General features: G+C 45.2%; 10 protein-coding genes and 1 tRNA gene. 9 read left to right on the top strand and 2 right to left on the bottom strand.

Features of this window, described 5'->3' with window-relative positions:
• Positions 1–362 precede the first annotated feature (362 nt).
• A tRNA-Asn gene (locus AB4482_RS07520) sits at positions 363–438 on the top strand.
• 170 nt (positions 439–608) lie between these two features.
• On the opposite strand, the gene melB is transcribed toward AB4482_RS07520, so the two are convergent.
• A complete protein-coding gene (gene melB / locus AB4482_RS07515; protein ID WP_102394332.1) occupies positions 609–1,982 on the bottom strand; it encodes a melibiose:sodium transporter MelB in 1,374 nt (457 codons plus the stop codon).
• A 475-nt stretch (positions 1,983–2,457) separates the two neighbouring features.
• Entirely contained in the window at positions 2,458–4,575 is a 2,118-nt protein-coding gene (locus AB4482_RS07510; protein WP_102321133.1) for an alpha-galactosidase, read from the bottom strand.
• A gap of 831 nt (positions 4,576–5,406) precedes the next feature.
• Here AB4482_RS07510 and AB4482_RS07505 point away from each other — a divergent pair.
• The 8 genes from AB4482_RS07505 (at position 5,407) to rsxD (ending at position 17,121) form a co-directional block, all read left to right on the top strand.
• Positions 5,407–6,651 (top strand): carbohydrate porin, encoded by a 1,245-nt coding sequence (locus AB4482_RS07505; protein WP_136973539.1) that lies wholly within the window; start codon positions 5,407–5,409, stop codon positions 6,649–6,651.
• A gap of 107 nt (positions 6,652–6,758) precedes the next feature.
• Positions 6,759–7,661, top strand: coding sequence for a MalM family protein (locus AB4482_RS07500; protein WP_372110616.1), 903 nt, complete (start codon positions 6,759–6,761; stop codon positions 7,659–7,661).
• Between the two features lie 121 nt (positions 7,662–7,782).
• A complete protein-coding gene (locus AB4482_RS07495; protein ID WP_372132047.1) occupies positions 7,783–10,884 on the top strand; it encodes a beta-galactosidase in 3,102 nt (1,033 codons plus the stop codon).
• 299 nt (positions 10,885–11,183) lie between these two features.
• Complete coding sequence (locus tag AB4482_RS07490) at positions 11,184–12,188, top strand: substrate-binding domain-containing protein (RefSeq protein WP_136973536.1); 1,005 nt, start codon at positions 11,184–11,186, stop codon at positions 12,186–12,188.
• A gap of 269 nt (positions 12,189–12,457) precedes the next feature.
• Complete coding sequence (gene rsxA, locus AB4482_RS07485; protein WP_004734039.1) at positions 12,458–13,036, top strand: electron transport complex subunit RsxA; 579 nt, start codon at positions 12,458–12,460, stop codon at positions 13,034–13,036.
• A 2-nt stretch (positions 13,037–13,038) separates the two neighbouring features.
• Positions 13,039–13,632: an electron transport complex subunit RsxB gene (rsxB, locus tag AB4482_RS07480; protein WP_004734040.1), complete on the top strand. Its 594-nt coding sequence runs from the start codon at positions 13,039–13,041 to the stop codon at positions 13,630–13,632.
• 7 nt (positions 13,633–13,639) lie between these two features.
• Positions 13,640–16,075 carry an electron transport complex subunit RsxC gene (rsxC, locus tag AB4482_RS07475; protein WP_372180762.1) on the top strand — a complete coding sequence of 812 codons (2,436 nt, stop codon included), beginning with the start codon at positions 13,640–13,642 and terminating at the stop codon, positions 16,073–16,075.
• Positions 16,075–17,121, top strand: coding sequence for an electron transport complex subunit RsxD (gene rsxD, locus AB4482_RS07470; protein WP_017063459.1), 1,047 nt, complete (start codon positions 16,075–16,077; stop codon positions 17,119–17,121). The genes rsxC and rsxD overlap by 1 nt, the downstream gene beginning before the upstream one ends.
• Positions 17,122–17,124 lie beyond the last annotated feature (3 nt).

The raw sequence follows: 17,124 nt of genomic DNA, 5'->3' as shown, positions 1-17,124 counted from the left end.
GCAAAGTTTCCCCAGCTAAATTACTCGAATTTTAATCCACTACTTTTCCCCAAAAAACCTAAAAATACCGCTTGTTTTACTGTTCGTTTTATAATCTACAAAAGTTATACAATTGCGACATTTTGCTATAAATCTTTTAAATACATTACGTTAGATAAGGTTTTTACATTTTTCGATTTATCCCGATTATTGTTGTTAAAGTTTCACACACACACTTATCCACAATTTTGGTGGATAACTAAAGCAAAGCTAAATCCTATAAGGCGTTCAAGAAAGTAAAGTTTTTTATCTTACTTTTTTCTGATATTTTTTATTGACAGAAATCCGGACAATTATTAGAATTCGCGTCGCTAACAAGCAATTCCCCTTTAGTTCAGTTGGTAGAACGGCGGACTGTTAATCCGTATGTCGCAAGTTCAAGTCTTGCAAGGGGAGCCAAATTTAAAGAAGCCGCATCATTCGATGCGGCTTTTTGCGTTTTAGTCGAAACAAAAGCCCTACAGGCACAGCTTTGATTAACTCACATCCATAAAAAAACGCCTCACAAGGAGGCGTTTGGGCTTAGTGACTAAACTGAGCTTTATTCTAGATTAGACGTCGTTTAGCGGTTATGCTTCTGCTGTAACAACATTTGTCTGAGTCTCTTTACCGGCTTGGTCTTGATCAAATCCTTCATGCAGGTGGTAGTAGCGCTTATAAACAAGAGCACTTACCGTCATTAGAATCGCTGGTAAACCTACCATCATAAACTGCAGTCCCATGATAGTGCTGTCAGACTGTTCCACGTTTGGTACATAACCCACCACAGACAAGCCCATACCAACAATAAAACCACCAGCCGCGCCTGCAAACTTAACAAGCATAGTTTGAACAGAGAAGATAACACTCTCACTGCGACGACCCGTTTTGTGTTCACCGTAATCAACAACATCGGCAAGCATTACAGTTTGCAGTGCGTTAGCGATACCCACACCAAACTTGATAGCAGCACCTGCGATACCGATTAGAATCGCGTTACCTGGAGCGATAAAGCCCATGATAAGTAGAGTGGTACAAGACAGCACTGGGAAGCCACAAGCGATAACCCATAGGTGTTTGCGTGGTAACACTGATGCAATACGAGGGAACAAGAATACGCCTGCAACTTCAGCGATACCTGCCACCATCATATAAACGGGGAACAAGTCAGCGTTGCCTAAAGCGTAAGAGAAGTAGTAAATCGCAAAACCACCCACCAACAAGTTTGCTATTTGGAACGACAATACGGTACCAATAAGTGCTTTTAGTTGGTCATTCTTACCAATGATAACCATTACATCTTTAAAGCTGAAACGCTCAGCTGGTTTCGCATTTGCTGGTGCCGATTTTTCTTTTACGTTGCGAGCAATCAAGAATGCACTCATCACGAACAGCACAGCAATCAACATAGCAACGTTGAAGAAACCTTGTCCTTGGTCGCCGTCACCCAGTTTACCGACAATATGTAGCCCGTAAGTACCCGTAATAAACCACGCCAAGCTAGCAAATAATCGTGGCCAAACAACCAACTTTTCACGTTCTTGACGAGAGCTCGATAGTGCAGGAATCAAAGACCAATATGGAATGTCCATAATAGTGTACGTAAGGCCCCACAGAATATAAGCAGCCGCTGCATAAATGTATAACGTAGTGCCTTCAAACATATGCGTACTAAAAAGACCAACAAGCACTACAGCATTTAACAGGGTTCCAATCACTATCCAAGGACGGAATTTACCAAACTTAGAGCGTGTGTTATCAACGATAACGCCCATCATTGGGTCGGTCACCGCGTCGACAATGCGCGCGGCCAAAAAGATAGTACCCACAAATGCCGCTGACAGCCCAGCAACATCGGTGAAGTAAAACATTAAGAAGATGTAGATTGGAGCACAGGCAAAGTCTTTACCTAAAGCCCCAAGTCCATACGATAATTTGGTTTGTAGAGTAATTTGATCAGACATAGTATTTCCTTCAGGCGCGTAACTTCATCTCCTAACAGACGTTGAAACACTTACCTTTTATTTATAATAATTTATCCACTCAAGTTCTGTTTTAGAGCCACTCTGTGGTCGCTTCTTAAAACACTCAAGTATCAAGTCCGATGCTAATGTAACCATTCCAACGAACAGATACTGTGATCAACAACCACTCCATGGAAACGTTTTCAGTCAAATATCCAAAGTGAGAGATCGAACAATAAAACCCTCGAATTGATAGAGAATATCGCTAATTAAAGTGCTCAAAACAGTTCATTGTGTGAAGTAACGCATGAGAACGATTACATAAGTACAGTATCACGCTGGGAATACCTACAGTTCTCCAATCTATACGGGCACATCAAATTGATTTGATAGTTCATGACGGCTTATTAAAGGCAATAAAAAACCGCGTAATTTCACCTACGCGGTTCATCAAATATAAAGCCTATGCTAAAACTTACTCGATACGTTCAAACTTAATCAGCATCGCTGTTTCTGCGTCAAGTATTGGCATCGTCAGCCCCACCTCGGCACACCAAGCACCTGATAATTCACAGCAAGACTCTGTCCATGGCGGTTGATAATTCACAATATCATCGTAATTTGACGGTTTATCAATCACAGATACCTTGTATAAACTTTGTGGATCTAGCCCAGGTATACGCAAATGACCACTCAATGAATTGGTTGGCATCGCAAGCTGTGCAATCATCACCACAGCTTCTGACACATCTTCGGAGACGACCGCATGGATTTGATGGGCACTATCGTCCGTTGGAACTCGCCAAGTTCTCCCGCTATGCAGTAACGGGCGCAGCATCTTATGTAGCTTGATGTAGTGTTCAAAGCCCTGCTTCTCTTCTTGCACTTCTTTCACAGGATCTAATTCAATCCCCATATGACCAAACAGTGCTGTTAGACCACGAAACTCAATACTATGACGACGACGAGTGCTGTGGCAGTGGCTCGCACCAATATGGCTTCCCATTACCTCAGGGGGGAAGAAGTAACTCATCCCACGCTGAATCGTTTGTCTTTCCAGCGCGTCATTGTTATCAGACGCCCAAAAACGTTGCGTACGCTTAAGAACCTCAAAATCGATACGACCACCACCAGCCGCACACGATTCAATATCAACCATTGGGTGCTTCTCTCGGACTTTATCGACCAACTCATAATAACGAGCGGTTTGTTGATGAGCCGCAGCCCTGCCTAGATGCGCAGGTTGTACAACTTCTCGGTTCATATCCCACTTAATGTAAGCAATGTTGTACTGACTTAAGAAGTGGTCAAGACGCTCAAACAAAAAGTCGAATGCTTGTTGATTCTGAAGATCGATAACATATTGATTACGACCCGTTGGTTGGTCATAGCCGTCAACCGCAAGCAACCAGTCTGGATGGGCTCGGTATAAGTCAGAATCCTTATTGATCATCTCAGGTTCGAACCACAATCCAAACTCCATACCCAACTGATTAACGTGCTCAACTATCGGATCTAAACCATTTGGGTATTTTTCTTCATCTAAGAACCAATCCCCTAGCGCAGCCTTGTCTCCGCAGCGCCCTTTGAACCAGCCATCGTCAATGATAAAACGCTCTACTCCCATATCCGCGGCTTGGCTAGCCATCGACATAATATAATCAGGATCATGGTCAAAATAGATGCCTTCCCAAGTATTAAGATGGATAGGTCGAGGCTTTTGTGCGAAAGACTCCGGCAAGATGGAACAACGCACATGGGAGTGGAACTGATGGCTCATTCCATTTAAGCCTTCCGAACTGAAACTGGCATATAACCAAGGTGTCGTTAAGCTTTCACCTTCATCCAATGTAATCTCACCCGGTAGATAAATAACTTCCGCTTGCACGTAGCGACGACCGTCTGCTTTTACATCCGCGCGCAGTCTGTGGTTACCACTCCAAGCGAAGTGAATCCCCCACACATCACCTGCCATTTCATTAAAGTTAGCGGTACCGACAACCATCGCTGGATAATGTTCATGAGACGTTCTTCCGCGACGATTTTCTTGCTGATAGCCCCCTTGCTGTAAGGGTTGACGCACCGTTTGGAACTCATGTACCCAGCGGCCGTAGTACGTCATCAACTCATTAGCTCTTGCTGGTAATGGCAAAGTATTGGCGAGACGGTTCACCTGATAAAGGCCGGCTTTAACGTTGGTTAAGGTGTGACGAGATTTCACAACATCATGTTTATCGAGGCATAACTCGGTTGTTAAACGTAAGCCTGCACGTATATCTTCACTCTCAATGATTAGGCTAGATGGTGTTTGTTGAACATCCGTAATAGAGAAAACAGGCGCCCAGTCCAATCCGTCTCGGTGCCCTTCTAATGCCGGACTGCTGAAAACACCGCGCCCGAGCTCTGGGCTCAGAGACATAGCAACATCATTATCAAGGCGGCCGTATGGAACCGGTCTTTCAAGAGAAACACGGAAGCTAGCTAAATCACCACGAACGGGAGCTCCCCAATGAAGAATTTCGGCAAAATCGCCAAGTTCTACAATCAGTTGCGAGTGTTGACCGGTAATATCAATTAGGGATTTATTCGTCATTTTTTTAACCTTAACGCGTTTAATTACCCCGTATCATAATTATTAAGCCCAGAGTTTCTGTGATCAAACTCGAAATCATGAAAACGTTTCCAGTAAATATTCAAGACTGATAACTTTGGTAAATAGCTCCTAATTCAAAGATTTAGATTGACCACCATTCCATCTCATATTGCCTACCTCTAGGTAGAATTGAACTTTCCACTCTAAATAAAGCAATATAAAACGATAATTAATGGCAATTTAATCTTTTAAATTCAGTATATTAAATCAAAGTTCCCATTAACACATAGGCTAAAATACATTTCCTCTTGAACTGATCACATCACACTCGTATTCTTAGATCTTCGAGTACATCTATGAAGTGTCTCTCTGGGTCCTAACTTTTACATTCCAGCTTGACGGTACAGAACACGATGCTTGTAGCCTTGCTGCTGCATTTGCTTTGATACTTACTTCCTTGTCTCACGAGCCCAGTTATCATTAACTGGGCTGCTTTTCCTCAAAGCCCTCGAACAACCCGACACTCAAAGTACCTCAAACCCGCTTCACCTCAAATTCCAAGACAACCAACAGCATAATCACTCCCTCTAAACCACCACATAGCACTGAGTAAAGAAAACGATTCCACTTTAAAATCACAAAACCTAGCGTAAAAACACCTATACAAGCCCAATAATCAGATCAAAATCACACAAAATAATCACAAACCCATCAATAGCATAAAAATGCCAACTTCATCATGAAAACGTTTCCAGAGTTTATTTACACTCTCGCTCGAGTTAGGACTCAAACATAAAAATATCCATAAATAAAAAATAATGGAGACACTTCATGAAACAAAAAATGCTAGTCAAAGCATTAGGATTCACTCTGTCCCTCGCCCCATTAGTCAGCTTCGCTGCAGTGGAGAACGTAACGTATTTTGGTTATGCAAAATGGGGAAACATCTACACCGATAATGACCAACATAACGACGGCAAAGGAGAACGCAACGACGTTATTCGAGCGGGCCAAGGTTACGGTAACTACCGTTTAGGTAATGAACTAAATTGGTGGGAAGCGGGAGTGAAAGCCGATGTATGGCGTGACAATGACGCCTATTTTGACACCACGATTTATCTAGGCAGTGGAGATAGCTGGGGAGACGTGAGTACGATTCAGCTTTGGTCAGCAGGCCATGGGCTTATCGACGGCCAACCCAACGCAAAAATTTGGGCAGGTGAACGTTTTTACCGTCGCCACGAAGTCCACATGATAGATGTGAAGTACTGGGATACATCCAGCACCGGTCTTGGTATTGAAGATTGGGATCTCGGCTTTGCTGATGCTCACTTAGCTTGGATGGCACCAAACTCTTCAAGTGACGATGGACGCAGCCTTCATAACATCGATGCCCGCTTAAGTGGCATTGAGCTAAGTGAAACAGCAGACCTAACACTCGGCCTAAACTACGTAACCACGCAGAACTCAAGCTACGACGATAAAGACATTACTACTTCTGGCGCAATGCTCTCTGCTCTTTACCGTCAAGCTTGGAACTACGGTTCAAACACCTTGGCCTTCCAATATGGTACCGATGCGTTGGCAGGTGGATTAATGAGTGCTGAAGGTGGATCAAACAGAAAATACAGCACGGGTGTGGAACACGATGGTTCTAGCTGGCGCCTATTTAACCACGGTGACTTGAATATCAGTGAAGATGTTCAAGTGATGTACTCCATCGCTTATCAAGACAAAAACCTAGATAACAACGATGGTGAGAAGTGGTTCAGTGTCGGAGCTCGTCCTCAATATGCTTGGACAGATTACATGTCGACAGCATTAGAGGTGGGTTACGAAACGGTAGAAGCTCAAAACGGCTCGGGCACCAACGATATGTATAAAGTGACCGTGGCTCAAATGTTCCAAGCTGGAAAAGGGGTATGGGCTCGTCCATCTATTCGTATTTTTGCGACGTACTCTGAATCCAACAACGAATGGGACCGTGGTAACGAAGTGTATGGCACGGCGACGAGCATCAATGCAGAGACCGTCGATGAAATTACCTTTGGTTTCAACGTAGAAACTTGGTGGTAAACCACCACACCCGAGCGTCTGTTCAATCAACGAATTGACGCTCAACACTGGAATAGCAATTTAACGGGGAAAGCCGATGTTTTCCCCTTTACTAAGGTAGCAATCAGATGAAATTAAAATCATTGGTGATCATTGTCGCGGCACTCACAGTTAGCGCATGCAGCGGAATACCTGAAAAGGAACTTAATACTGATTTCAATGAGAGTGCATGCTGCTCTCAGCTAAGTGCGCTGCCAATGACGCAATTGTCTGTTCCATTCCACCAACAAGTGATTATGGACGGTCATTTACCGACCCTTTCCTCTTCATTGTTAAATGACAATACACAAGCGGATAGCCAACGCTTTCCGACCATCGCGTACCAAATCAGTGACACGACAGAATCGCTGTCCTTGCTCATTCGTTCATACATTAAAAATGATGCGCTATTCGCACCGTCTATTTATGTCTTTGACAAACAATGGCGACTGCTTGGTCAATACAGTACTAACGACTTCACTTACTACCCGACAACGATGCAAGGGTTAGAAAGAATTGAAGCATCAATTGCACTCGAACCTCAACGAGACAACGCGCAATTTATTGTGGTCAGCGCCGATAGCACTAAGTTAGATAGCGCCATCAATCGAATTCATCCTGAAGATCTGTATTCAGAATCTCAGCAGGTTATTGGCAATAAGCAACTGCCGTTGACTGCGACGTTGAGCTACGTAGGTGTCATTGATGTTACGGCGAGCAAATCAACAAACAGTGCGGTTTTGACTCTATTGGCTGAGCTTGGTGTTTCATCCGACAATGAACCCGAAACCTTAGGTTCAAAGCAAGTTTCTCAACCATCAAATCAGACAATTGAAACCAATCAAAAGGCGCAATGGCTGAATATCCAAAAAGACATTGACCAAGCCCTAAACAACAATGACATCAAACAAGCTGCATTTATTGCTAATCAAGCGGCCGAACAGGGCATACCCGAAGCAAAAGATTATTTATTAAAACAGCTCGCTGAATAGCTGAATAAGCCAACAGAACAATACGCATAACCAACGATTTGATAACGGTCATCACGGCTTAAAAGACCGATGACTTAATAGAATTATTACCCATATTGAACACTTTAAGAGTAGGAATACCATGAAGGCATTTTCAAACATCATCCAAAGACGCGATTGGGAAAACCCACAGTCTGTGAATATCCACTGCCTTAATGCGCACAGCCCATTATCAAGCTACCGCAACCTTAAGCACGCTCGAGACGGCATTGAGTCACAACGTAAATCTCTTAATGGACAATGGAAGTTCAAATACTTTGATGCACCTGAACAAGTTGACGGTGAATTTATCGAAACAAGTTTCAATGACTCACAATGGGACGAGATTACCGTACCATCGAACTGGCAAATGCAAGGCTACGATAAACCTATCTACGCCAACGTAAAATACCCATTTGAAGTGAACCCACCGTTTGTACCGGCAGAAAACCCAACCGGTTGTTACCGCACTCAAATTACGTTGACTAAAAATGACCTAAAGAACACCCAACGTATTATCTTTGATGGCGTCAATTCCGCTTTTCATCTTTGGTGTAATGGCAATTGGGTTGGTTACAGCCAAGATAGCCGCTTACCTGCCGAGTTCGACTTAACTCAGTATCTAACGGTTGGCGACAATACGCTTTCTGTCATGGTGATACGTTGGTGTGATGGTAGCTATTTAGAAGACCAAGATATGTGGTGGCTAAGCGGTATTTTCCGTGATGTGACCTTACTAGCTAAACCAAAGCAGTGCATTGAAGATGTGTTCGTTACGCCGGACTTAGACGCATGCTATCGCGATGGTTCACTGTCTATTGTCACCAAAATTACGGCACCAGACACTTACCAAGTTCAGGTTCAACTGTTTGACGGTGAAAACGCGGTGACTGAACCGCTTATCGATCGCCCTCATAATCGACGAATTGACGAGCGTGGCACCTACGATGATGTGGTATTCCAAACTCTTCATGTTCGAGATCCGAAGAAATGGAGCGCAGAAGTTCCTAACCTTTACCGAATTGTCGTGTCATTGCTTGATAGGCAAGGTAACCACATAGAAAGTGAAGCTTATCAAGTTGGATTCCGTAAAGTCGAAATGACAGACGGTCAGCTAAAGCTAAACGGCAAACCGCTATTGATTCGCGGCGTCAACCGTCATGAGCATCACCCAGAGTTGGGGCATGTGATGACAGAAGAAGACATGATCCGCGATATCTGTCTAATGAAGCAGTACAACTTCAATGCTGTGCGCACCGCTCACTACCCTAACCACCCACGATGGTACGAGCTGTGTGACGAATACGGTTTATATGTGTGTGATGAAGCGAACATCGAGACCCATGGCATGCAGCCTATGAATCGCTTGTCTGCGGATCCGCAATGGGCACACGCTTATATGAGTCGCTATACGCAAATGGTCATGCGTGATAAGAACCACCCTTCTATCATCATCTGGTCTTTGGGCAACGAGTCAGGGCACGGCAGCAGCCACAATGCGATGTATGCTTGGTCGAAACAGTACGATCCTTCTCGCCCGGTACAGTATGAAGGCGGTGGTTCAAATACCACAGCGACCGATATCATTGCGCCAATGTACGCACGCGTTAACAGCACTATCGAAGACGATGCCGTTCCAAAATGGTCTATCAAGAAATGGGTTTCTCTGCCTAACGAGCAACGCCCGCTTATTCTTTGTGAATACGCACACGCAATGGGTAACAGTTTGGGTAGCTTTAATGATTACTGGGATGCATTCCGAGAATATCCTCGCCTACAAGGCGGTTTCATCTGGGATTGGGTTGACCAAGGACTAAGCCAATGGGATGAAAACGGTGAACACTTCTGGGCCTACGGTGGAGACTTTGGCGATGTCATCAACGACCGTCAGTTCTGCATCAACGGTTTGATCTTCCCAGATCGCAGCGTACACCCGACCTTGGAAGAGGCGAAATACTGCCAGAGAATGATCAATGTGACGTTAGCAGAGCAAACTGAAGATCAATGCCGCCTAACGGTAACCAATGAAAACCTGTTCCGAGCGACTGACAATGAAATCTTACGCTGGCGATTGCTCGAAAATGGCATCGTGATTCAATCAGGGCAACAAGTCTTATCCGTTGCTGAAGATAGTAAACAAGAGCTGGTAATTGACCTCGCTTTCACACCAAAAGCACAAGCCGAATATCATCTCAACACCGATATTACTCTGACTCATTCAACCAAGTGGGCAGGGGAAGGCCATGTTTGTGCGACGGAGCAATTTGCTTTACGTAACCATGCTGGCTTGCAACTCCCGATCACGGCAAATGCTTTGGCTCCCCAGTTACATCAGCAAGACAATAAAGTGGTCGTGTCTAGCCTAGATGAAACACATCAATGGCAATGGGATACAGAGAGTGGATTGTTGACCCACTGGATCGTTGATGGGCAACCGCAAGTTATCAAGGCACCTGTCGATAACTTCTATCGCGCGCCACTTGATAACGACATTGGTATCAGTGAGATAGACAACATCGACCCAAATGCATGGGCTTGTCGCTGGGAACTTGCAGGCATTGGTCAATGGGAGCGTCAGTGTACAAGTTGTGTCGTGCAAGCGCTCGCAGACTCAGTACAAGTGGCGTCAGTATTCGCCTACCAATTTAATGGCCAAATCCAAGCGATTACCAAATGGCAATACACCTTAAATAACCTAGGCGAAATGAATATCGCGGTTGATGTCAACTTAGCCGATCACTTACCACCGATGCCACGCATTGGTCTTGAGATGGAGCTACCTTTACCACTCGAAACTGCCAATGAAACTCCAGTATCGTGGCTGGGATTAGGTCCTTTTGAAAACTATCCAGACCGTTTGGCTGCTGCTCGATTCGGTTTACACAAACAGACACTGGATCAGATGCATACGCCGTATATATTCCCAACCGATAGCGGGTTACGTTGCGGAACCAAAAACTTGAATGTAGGAAATATCGGGATCGAAGGCGATTTTTCATTCAGTGTGAGTCAGTACAGCCAGCAACAATTAACGGATGCTAAGCATACCAATGACCTGACTCGTGAAGAGAAAATCTATGTACGCGTAGATCACCAACATATGGGTGTTGGTGGTGATGATTCTTGGAGTCCAAGTGTTCACCAAGAGTTTCAACTCACCGACAATCAATATCGTTATCAGGTTACGCTAACAAGCGCATCGTAAGTAGATTCGGACCAAGCGGCTTGCTCTAAGCCACTTGGTTCCCCTATTACTTTGGGTTACCTGTGATTACCTTACTTCACGCGACAACAGCTCACACGACAGCAGTCCACACGCCAATGTGACTCAAAAACCAAGCTCAAATCTAGAGCTTGGCTTATTATTTTCAAACTAGTCAGCCAATCAAAAATAAACCATCAAACCTCGTCATATTTGATGTTTAATATTTGAATTGCCTAACTATCCGTTGTTAAATGTCCAACCACCAGCACACAGCATTATATTCAGAATAAGAGAGCGGAATGGCTACCATTAAAGATGTTGCGAAGGAAGCAGGCGTATCAATCGCGACCACCTCTCGAGTAATCAACAATGCACCTCACACCAGTGAAACCGCAATTGCGGCGGTAAAAGCCGCTATGGAAAAACTCGGCTATCGCCCAAATGCCAACGCCCGTGCATTGGTCAGCAAATCTTCAAACGCGATTGGTGTACTGGTTAATGATGTTTCTGCCCCGTTCTTCGGCTCGATGATCAAAGCCATTGATACCGTGGCAAGTGAGCAAGAAAAGCAGCTACTGATTGGCAGCGGCTACCATGACGCGACCAAAGAGCGTAATGCGATTAACTTGCTGATCAACAGCCGCTGCGAATCACTCGTGGTTCATAGCAAAGGCATTAGCGACGAAGAATTGGTTAAGCTAGCCAATGAAGTGCCCGGCTTAGTTCTCATCAACCGAATTGTTCCCGATATCGAACACCGCTGTATTGCTCTCGACAACCGCCGCGGCTCTTACATCGCGACTGAGTATTTGATTAAAAACGGCCACAAGCACATTGGCTACATCTGCTCGAGTCACGATATTGAAGATGCTCACGACCGCTTAGGTGGCTATTTGGATGCATTGAAAGATCACGGTATTGAATCGAACGATGAGTACATCGAATATGGTGAACCTGACGAGCTAGGCGGTGAGCAAGCCATGGTTAACTTAATGGCAAAAAACACAGATATCACAGCCATTGCAACGTATAACGACTACATGGCAGCAGGCTGTTTGGCGTTATTACAAGAAAATGGCGTTCGTATTCCAGAAGATATATCAGTTATTGGGTTTGATGACGGCCACATTGCTCGCTTCATCTACCCTCGATTGACCACCATTCGTTACCCAATTCAAGTCATGGCTAATCAAGCGGTTAAGCTCTCTCTGCAACTCGCAAGTGACGAGCCAAAAGAACACACGGAACATAAGCTATTTATGCCAATTTTGGTGCGCAGAGCCTCTGTTCGAAACATTAATTGAGAAAGCTCAGGTTCATAAAGACTAAGTCATTTCGTTCCTCGACACTTTTTACAACAAAGAAAATAGGATTGATTCGATGAGTTATCATTGAGTTAATCTTATTTTTCATTCCCCGCAAATACCCACCTATACTTAACCTGATCCATCTTAATCAAACGGTTACCCGTTGATTTTTTCACCAAGTGTCTAAATCCCTAGTGATCCTTGGTTGTTATTAGGTGAGCAAAGCAGGATAATATCGGGATCGGAATCTCAAGAATTAATCCATTATGACCGAATACCTTTTGTTGTTGGTTGGCACAGTGCTGGTCAATAACTTTGTGCTAGTGAAGTTTTTAGGACTATGTCCATTTATGGGAGTCTCCAAGAAACTGGAGACTGCGATTGGCATGGGCCTCGCGACGACTTTCGTTCTAACGTTAGCGTCGGTCTCTGCATACCTAGTAGAAACCTACATCCTTACCCCTCTGGGTATTGAATACCTGCGTACCATGAGTTTCATCTTGGTTATCGCGGTGGTTGTTCAATTTACGGAAATGGTCGTTCACAAAACCAGCCCGACTCTTTATCGCCTGCTGGGTATCTTTCTGCCTCTTATCACCACCAACTGTGCGGTATTAGGTGTGGCACTTCTGAACATCAATGAAAACCACAACTTCATTCAGTCGATCATCTATGGTTTCGGCGCAGCGGTGGGTTTCTCTCTTGTATTGATCTTATTTGCTGCAATGCGTGAACGTATTGCGGTTGCTGATGTTCCAATGCCATTCAAAGGCGCATCGATTGCGATGATCACAGCAGGCCTAATGTCTCTGGCATTCATGGGCTTTACTGGGTTGGTGAAATAAACATGAGTACCATTTTAATTGCGATCATTGCGCTAGCCGTTTTAGCCGCTGTTTTTGGCGCTATTTTGGGCTTTGCTTCTATCCGTTTTAAAGTTGAAGCTGATCCTATCGTCGATCAAATCGACACCATTTTACCGCAAACTCAATGTGGCCAGTGTGGCTACCCTGGCTGTCGCCCATACGCAGAGGCGATCGCTAACGGAGACAAGATCAACAAATGTCCTCCGGGCGGCCAAGCAACCATTGAGAAGCTAGCAGATTTAATGGGCGTAGAAGTTGAAGACTCCGCTCATGATTTAGATAACAAAGTAAAAACCGTTGCCTTCATTCACGAAGATATGTGTATCGGCTGTACCAAGTGTATTCAAGCCTGCCCTGTTGACGCCATTGTTGGTGGCACCAAGGCACTGCACACAGTAATTAAAGATGAATGTACAGGTTGTGATCTATGTGTCGCACCGTGCCCTACTGACTGTATTGAAATGATTCCAGTGGCAACAACGACTGAAAATTGGAAATGGCAGATGAACATCATCCCTGTTACTGATATCACTAACCAAGCGACTGATGCGACTGCGTCAGAGCCTAAAGCATAGGGTTAGTATGATCTCTTTAATTGAACAAATTCGCACGGGCTGTATTTGGAACTTCCCTGGTGGCGTGCACCCTGCTGAAAACAAGAAACAGTCGAATACTACTGATATCGTCCATGCAAGGCTTCCAGAAGAAATCGTTCTTCCTGTGAAACAGCACATCGGTAAGCCGGGGAACCTATTGGTTGCTGCTGGCGACACTGTGTTAAAAGGTCAGCAACTTACGGCCTTAGACACAGGTTTTACTTTGCCAGTACACGCACCAACATCGGGTGTGATTACCGCTATCGAACCGCGAACTACCGCTCACCCTTCAGGCTTGAGCGAAATATGCGTGGTTATTAAACCTGATGGCCTAGACACTTGGATTGAAAAAAATCCAGTTGAAGATTTTTCGACAAAGACTTCTGACGAACTGCTTGATGTGATTCGCCAAGCTGGTATTTCAGGCATGGGCGGCGCAGGTTTCCCTACGGCTAAGAAGCTTCAATCAGGCTTAGGTCGTACCGACATTTTGATCGTCAACGCTGCGGAATGTGAACCTTACATCACCTCTGATGACAAGTTGCTTCAAGAACATGCCGACGAAGTATTAAAAGGCATCGAAGTGGTTGAACACATTCTTCAACCAAAGCTGACCGTTATCGGTATTGAAGACAACAAACCTGATGCAATAAAAGCACTTGAGGTTGCAGCGAAAAACAAAGACATCGTCATTCGAGTTATCCCAACTAAATACCCTTCGGGTGGTGAGAAACAGCTCATCAAGATCCTCACCAATAAAGAGGTTCCAGCTGGTGGTATACCTGCAGATATTGGTGTTTTGGTTCAAAACGTCGGTTCTCTCTACTCTATTAAAAGAGCAGTGGTTGACGGCGAGCCCGTTATCAACCGTGTTGTGACTTTAACAGGGAAGACCTTTAAGCAACCTCGCAACGTATGGGCACTATTAGGTACACCAGTACACGAGTTACTGGAAGAGTTTGGCTACAAAGCGGATAAAAAGCTGCCGCGATTGATTTTGGGCGGCCCTATGATGGGCTTCACTTTACCACATGCTAATGTGCCAATTACCAAAACGTCCAACTGTATTTTAGCGCCGACACGCCGTGAAATTTCGCCAAGCACTTATGAAATGGAATGTATTCGATGCAGTGCTTGTGCCGAAGCATGTCCTGCGTCATTGCTCCCTCAACAACTGCAATGGCATGCGAAAGCCAACGAGTTGGATAAGTGTGAAGAACTGAATATTAAAGACTGCATTGAATGTGGTGCTTGTGCCTTTGTCTGCCCAAGTGAAATTCCTCTTGTTCAGTACTATCGCCAAGCGAAAGCAGAAATCAAAACAAGAAAAGACGAAGCAACAGCTGCAGAACGCGCCAAGATTCGTTTCGAAGAAAAAAACGCTCGCATGGAGCGTGACAAAGCAGAGCGTGAAAACCGCTTCAAGAAAGCCGCTGACAACCGTCGTAAAGACATGAAGTCTACGGATGGTGATGATGCGATTGCAGCTGCGATTGCTCGCGTTAAAGCGCAAAAAGCCGCGGCAGACCAAGCTCCTAATTCGGAACCGGCTGTAAAACCTGCGGTTGCAGCGGCTATTGCTAGAGCAAAAGCAAAACAAGCTGCGGCCCAGAAAGCAAATGACGCAGAACCAGATAACTCTGAAATGTCTAAGCTACGTGAAGAGCGTAAACGTCAAGCACGAGAACGTAAAGCACAGCAAGCTGCAACGGATAATCCAACAGAAAGCTCTGGCGATGCTAAGAAAGATGCCGTCGCTGCAGCGATTGCTCGTGCTAAAGCGAAGAAAGCACAGCAAGCGGAATCTGCTTCGGATGCTCCTGTTGAAAGCTCTGGCGATGCTAAGAAAGATGCTGTCGCTGCGGCCATTGCTCGTGCTAAAGCCAAGAAAGCTCAACAAGCTGAATCTGCTGCTGAAGCTCCTGCTGAAAAATCCGGCGATGCCAAGAAAGATGCTGTTACTGCCGCTATCGCTCGTGCTAAAGCCAAAAAAGCCCAGCAAGCGAAGCAAGCAGAAACATCTGAACCAGTGGTTGAAGTTGAAACCGAGACTCAATCGGAGCAAGTCGACCCTAAGAAAGCTGCTGTTGCTGCGGCCATCGCTCGCGCTAAGGCTAAGAAAGCACAGCAAGCGACACAAGAAACAACCGAAGCTCCTGAACCTGCAGTTGAAACTGAAGCTGGAAGTTCTGGCGATGCTAAGAAAGACGCCGTTGCTGCCGCTATAGCCCGTGCTAAAGCAAAAAAAGCACAGCAAGCTAAGCAAGCAGAAACATCTGAACCAGTAGTTGAAGTAGAAACTGATACTCAATCTGAACAGGTCGATCCGAAGAAAGCTGCTGTTGCTGCAGCTATCGCTCGTGCTAAAGCGAAAAAAGCCCAGCAAGAGCTAGATAAAAAGAACAATGAGGAGAAAGAGTAGTGGCCTTCTTTATCGCCAGCTCACCGCACGCGCATAGCCGTAGAAGCACCCCAGATCTAATGAAATGGGTGGCTATTTGTGCATTGCCAGGTCTACTAGCTCAAACCTACTTCTTTGGATGGGGTACCCTCATCCAGTTAGTATTTGCTATTGCACTTGCTGTTACCTTTGAAGCAGCCGTCATGCTATTGAGAAAACGCCCGCCAGTAATGGCACTGCGTGATTACAGTGCTGTTGTAACCGCTTGGCTACTCAGTGTCGCGATTCCCCCACACTCTCCGTGGTGGATCCTCGTCATTGGTATGTTCTTCGCTATTATTATCGCGAAACACTTATACGGCGGCCTAGGGCAGAACCCATTTAACCCTGCGATGGTCGCTTACGTTGTTTTGCTGATTTCATTCCCAGTTCAAATGACCAGTTGGAATGCTCCCGCGAGCCTGACAGCAGAAGCAACAAGCTTTATTGACTCATTCTTGATGATCTTTACTGGCTTCAATAACGAAGGTTTGTCTCTGCAACAAGCACGCCTTGGCATTGATGGCACCACAATGGCGACGCCGCTTGATGCATTCAAAACGGCATTAACGGCAGGCAATACTGCCTCAGAAGCACTATCTCAACCTCAATTTAGTTGGTTAGCTGGCGTAGGCTGGGAGTGGGTAAACCTTGCTTACCTAATCGGCGGTTTAGTGCTGATTAAGCAACGTGTTATTCAATGGTATATCCCTGTGGCTTTCATCGGCAGTCTTACTCTGTTTAGCTTAGTGTTCTTAGTGCTCACTCCTGGTGAAACCGCTTCTCCAACCATTCACCTTCTGTCTGGCGCGACTATGCTTGGTGCATTCTTTATTGCAACCGACCCAGTTTCAGCATCCACGACAGTCAAAGGTCGCTTAGTGTTTGGCGCTCTGATCGGCGGTTTAGTCTTTATCATCCGCAGTTGGGGTGGTTTCCCTGATGGCGTGGCGTTTGCTGTATTGTTAGCCAACATGTGTGTTCCACTGATTGACTACTACACCAAACCTCGCACATACGGTCACTAAGGG

Source organism: Vibrio sp. 10N.222.55.C7, from assembly GCF_041473335.1.
Taxonomy (GTDB): domain Bacteria; phylum Pseudomonadota; class Gammaproteobacteria; order Enterobacterales; family Vibrionaceae; genus Vibrio; species Vibrio crassostreae_C.
The sequence above is the reverse complement of the archived record's forward strand: the minus strand, read 5'-3'. Positions and strand labels throughout refer to the sequence as shown.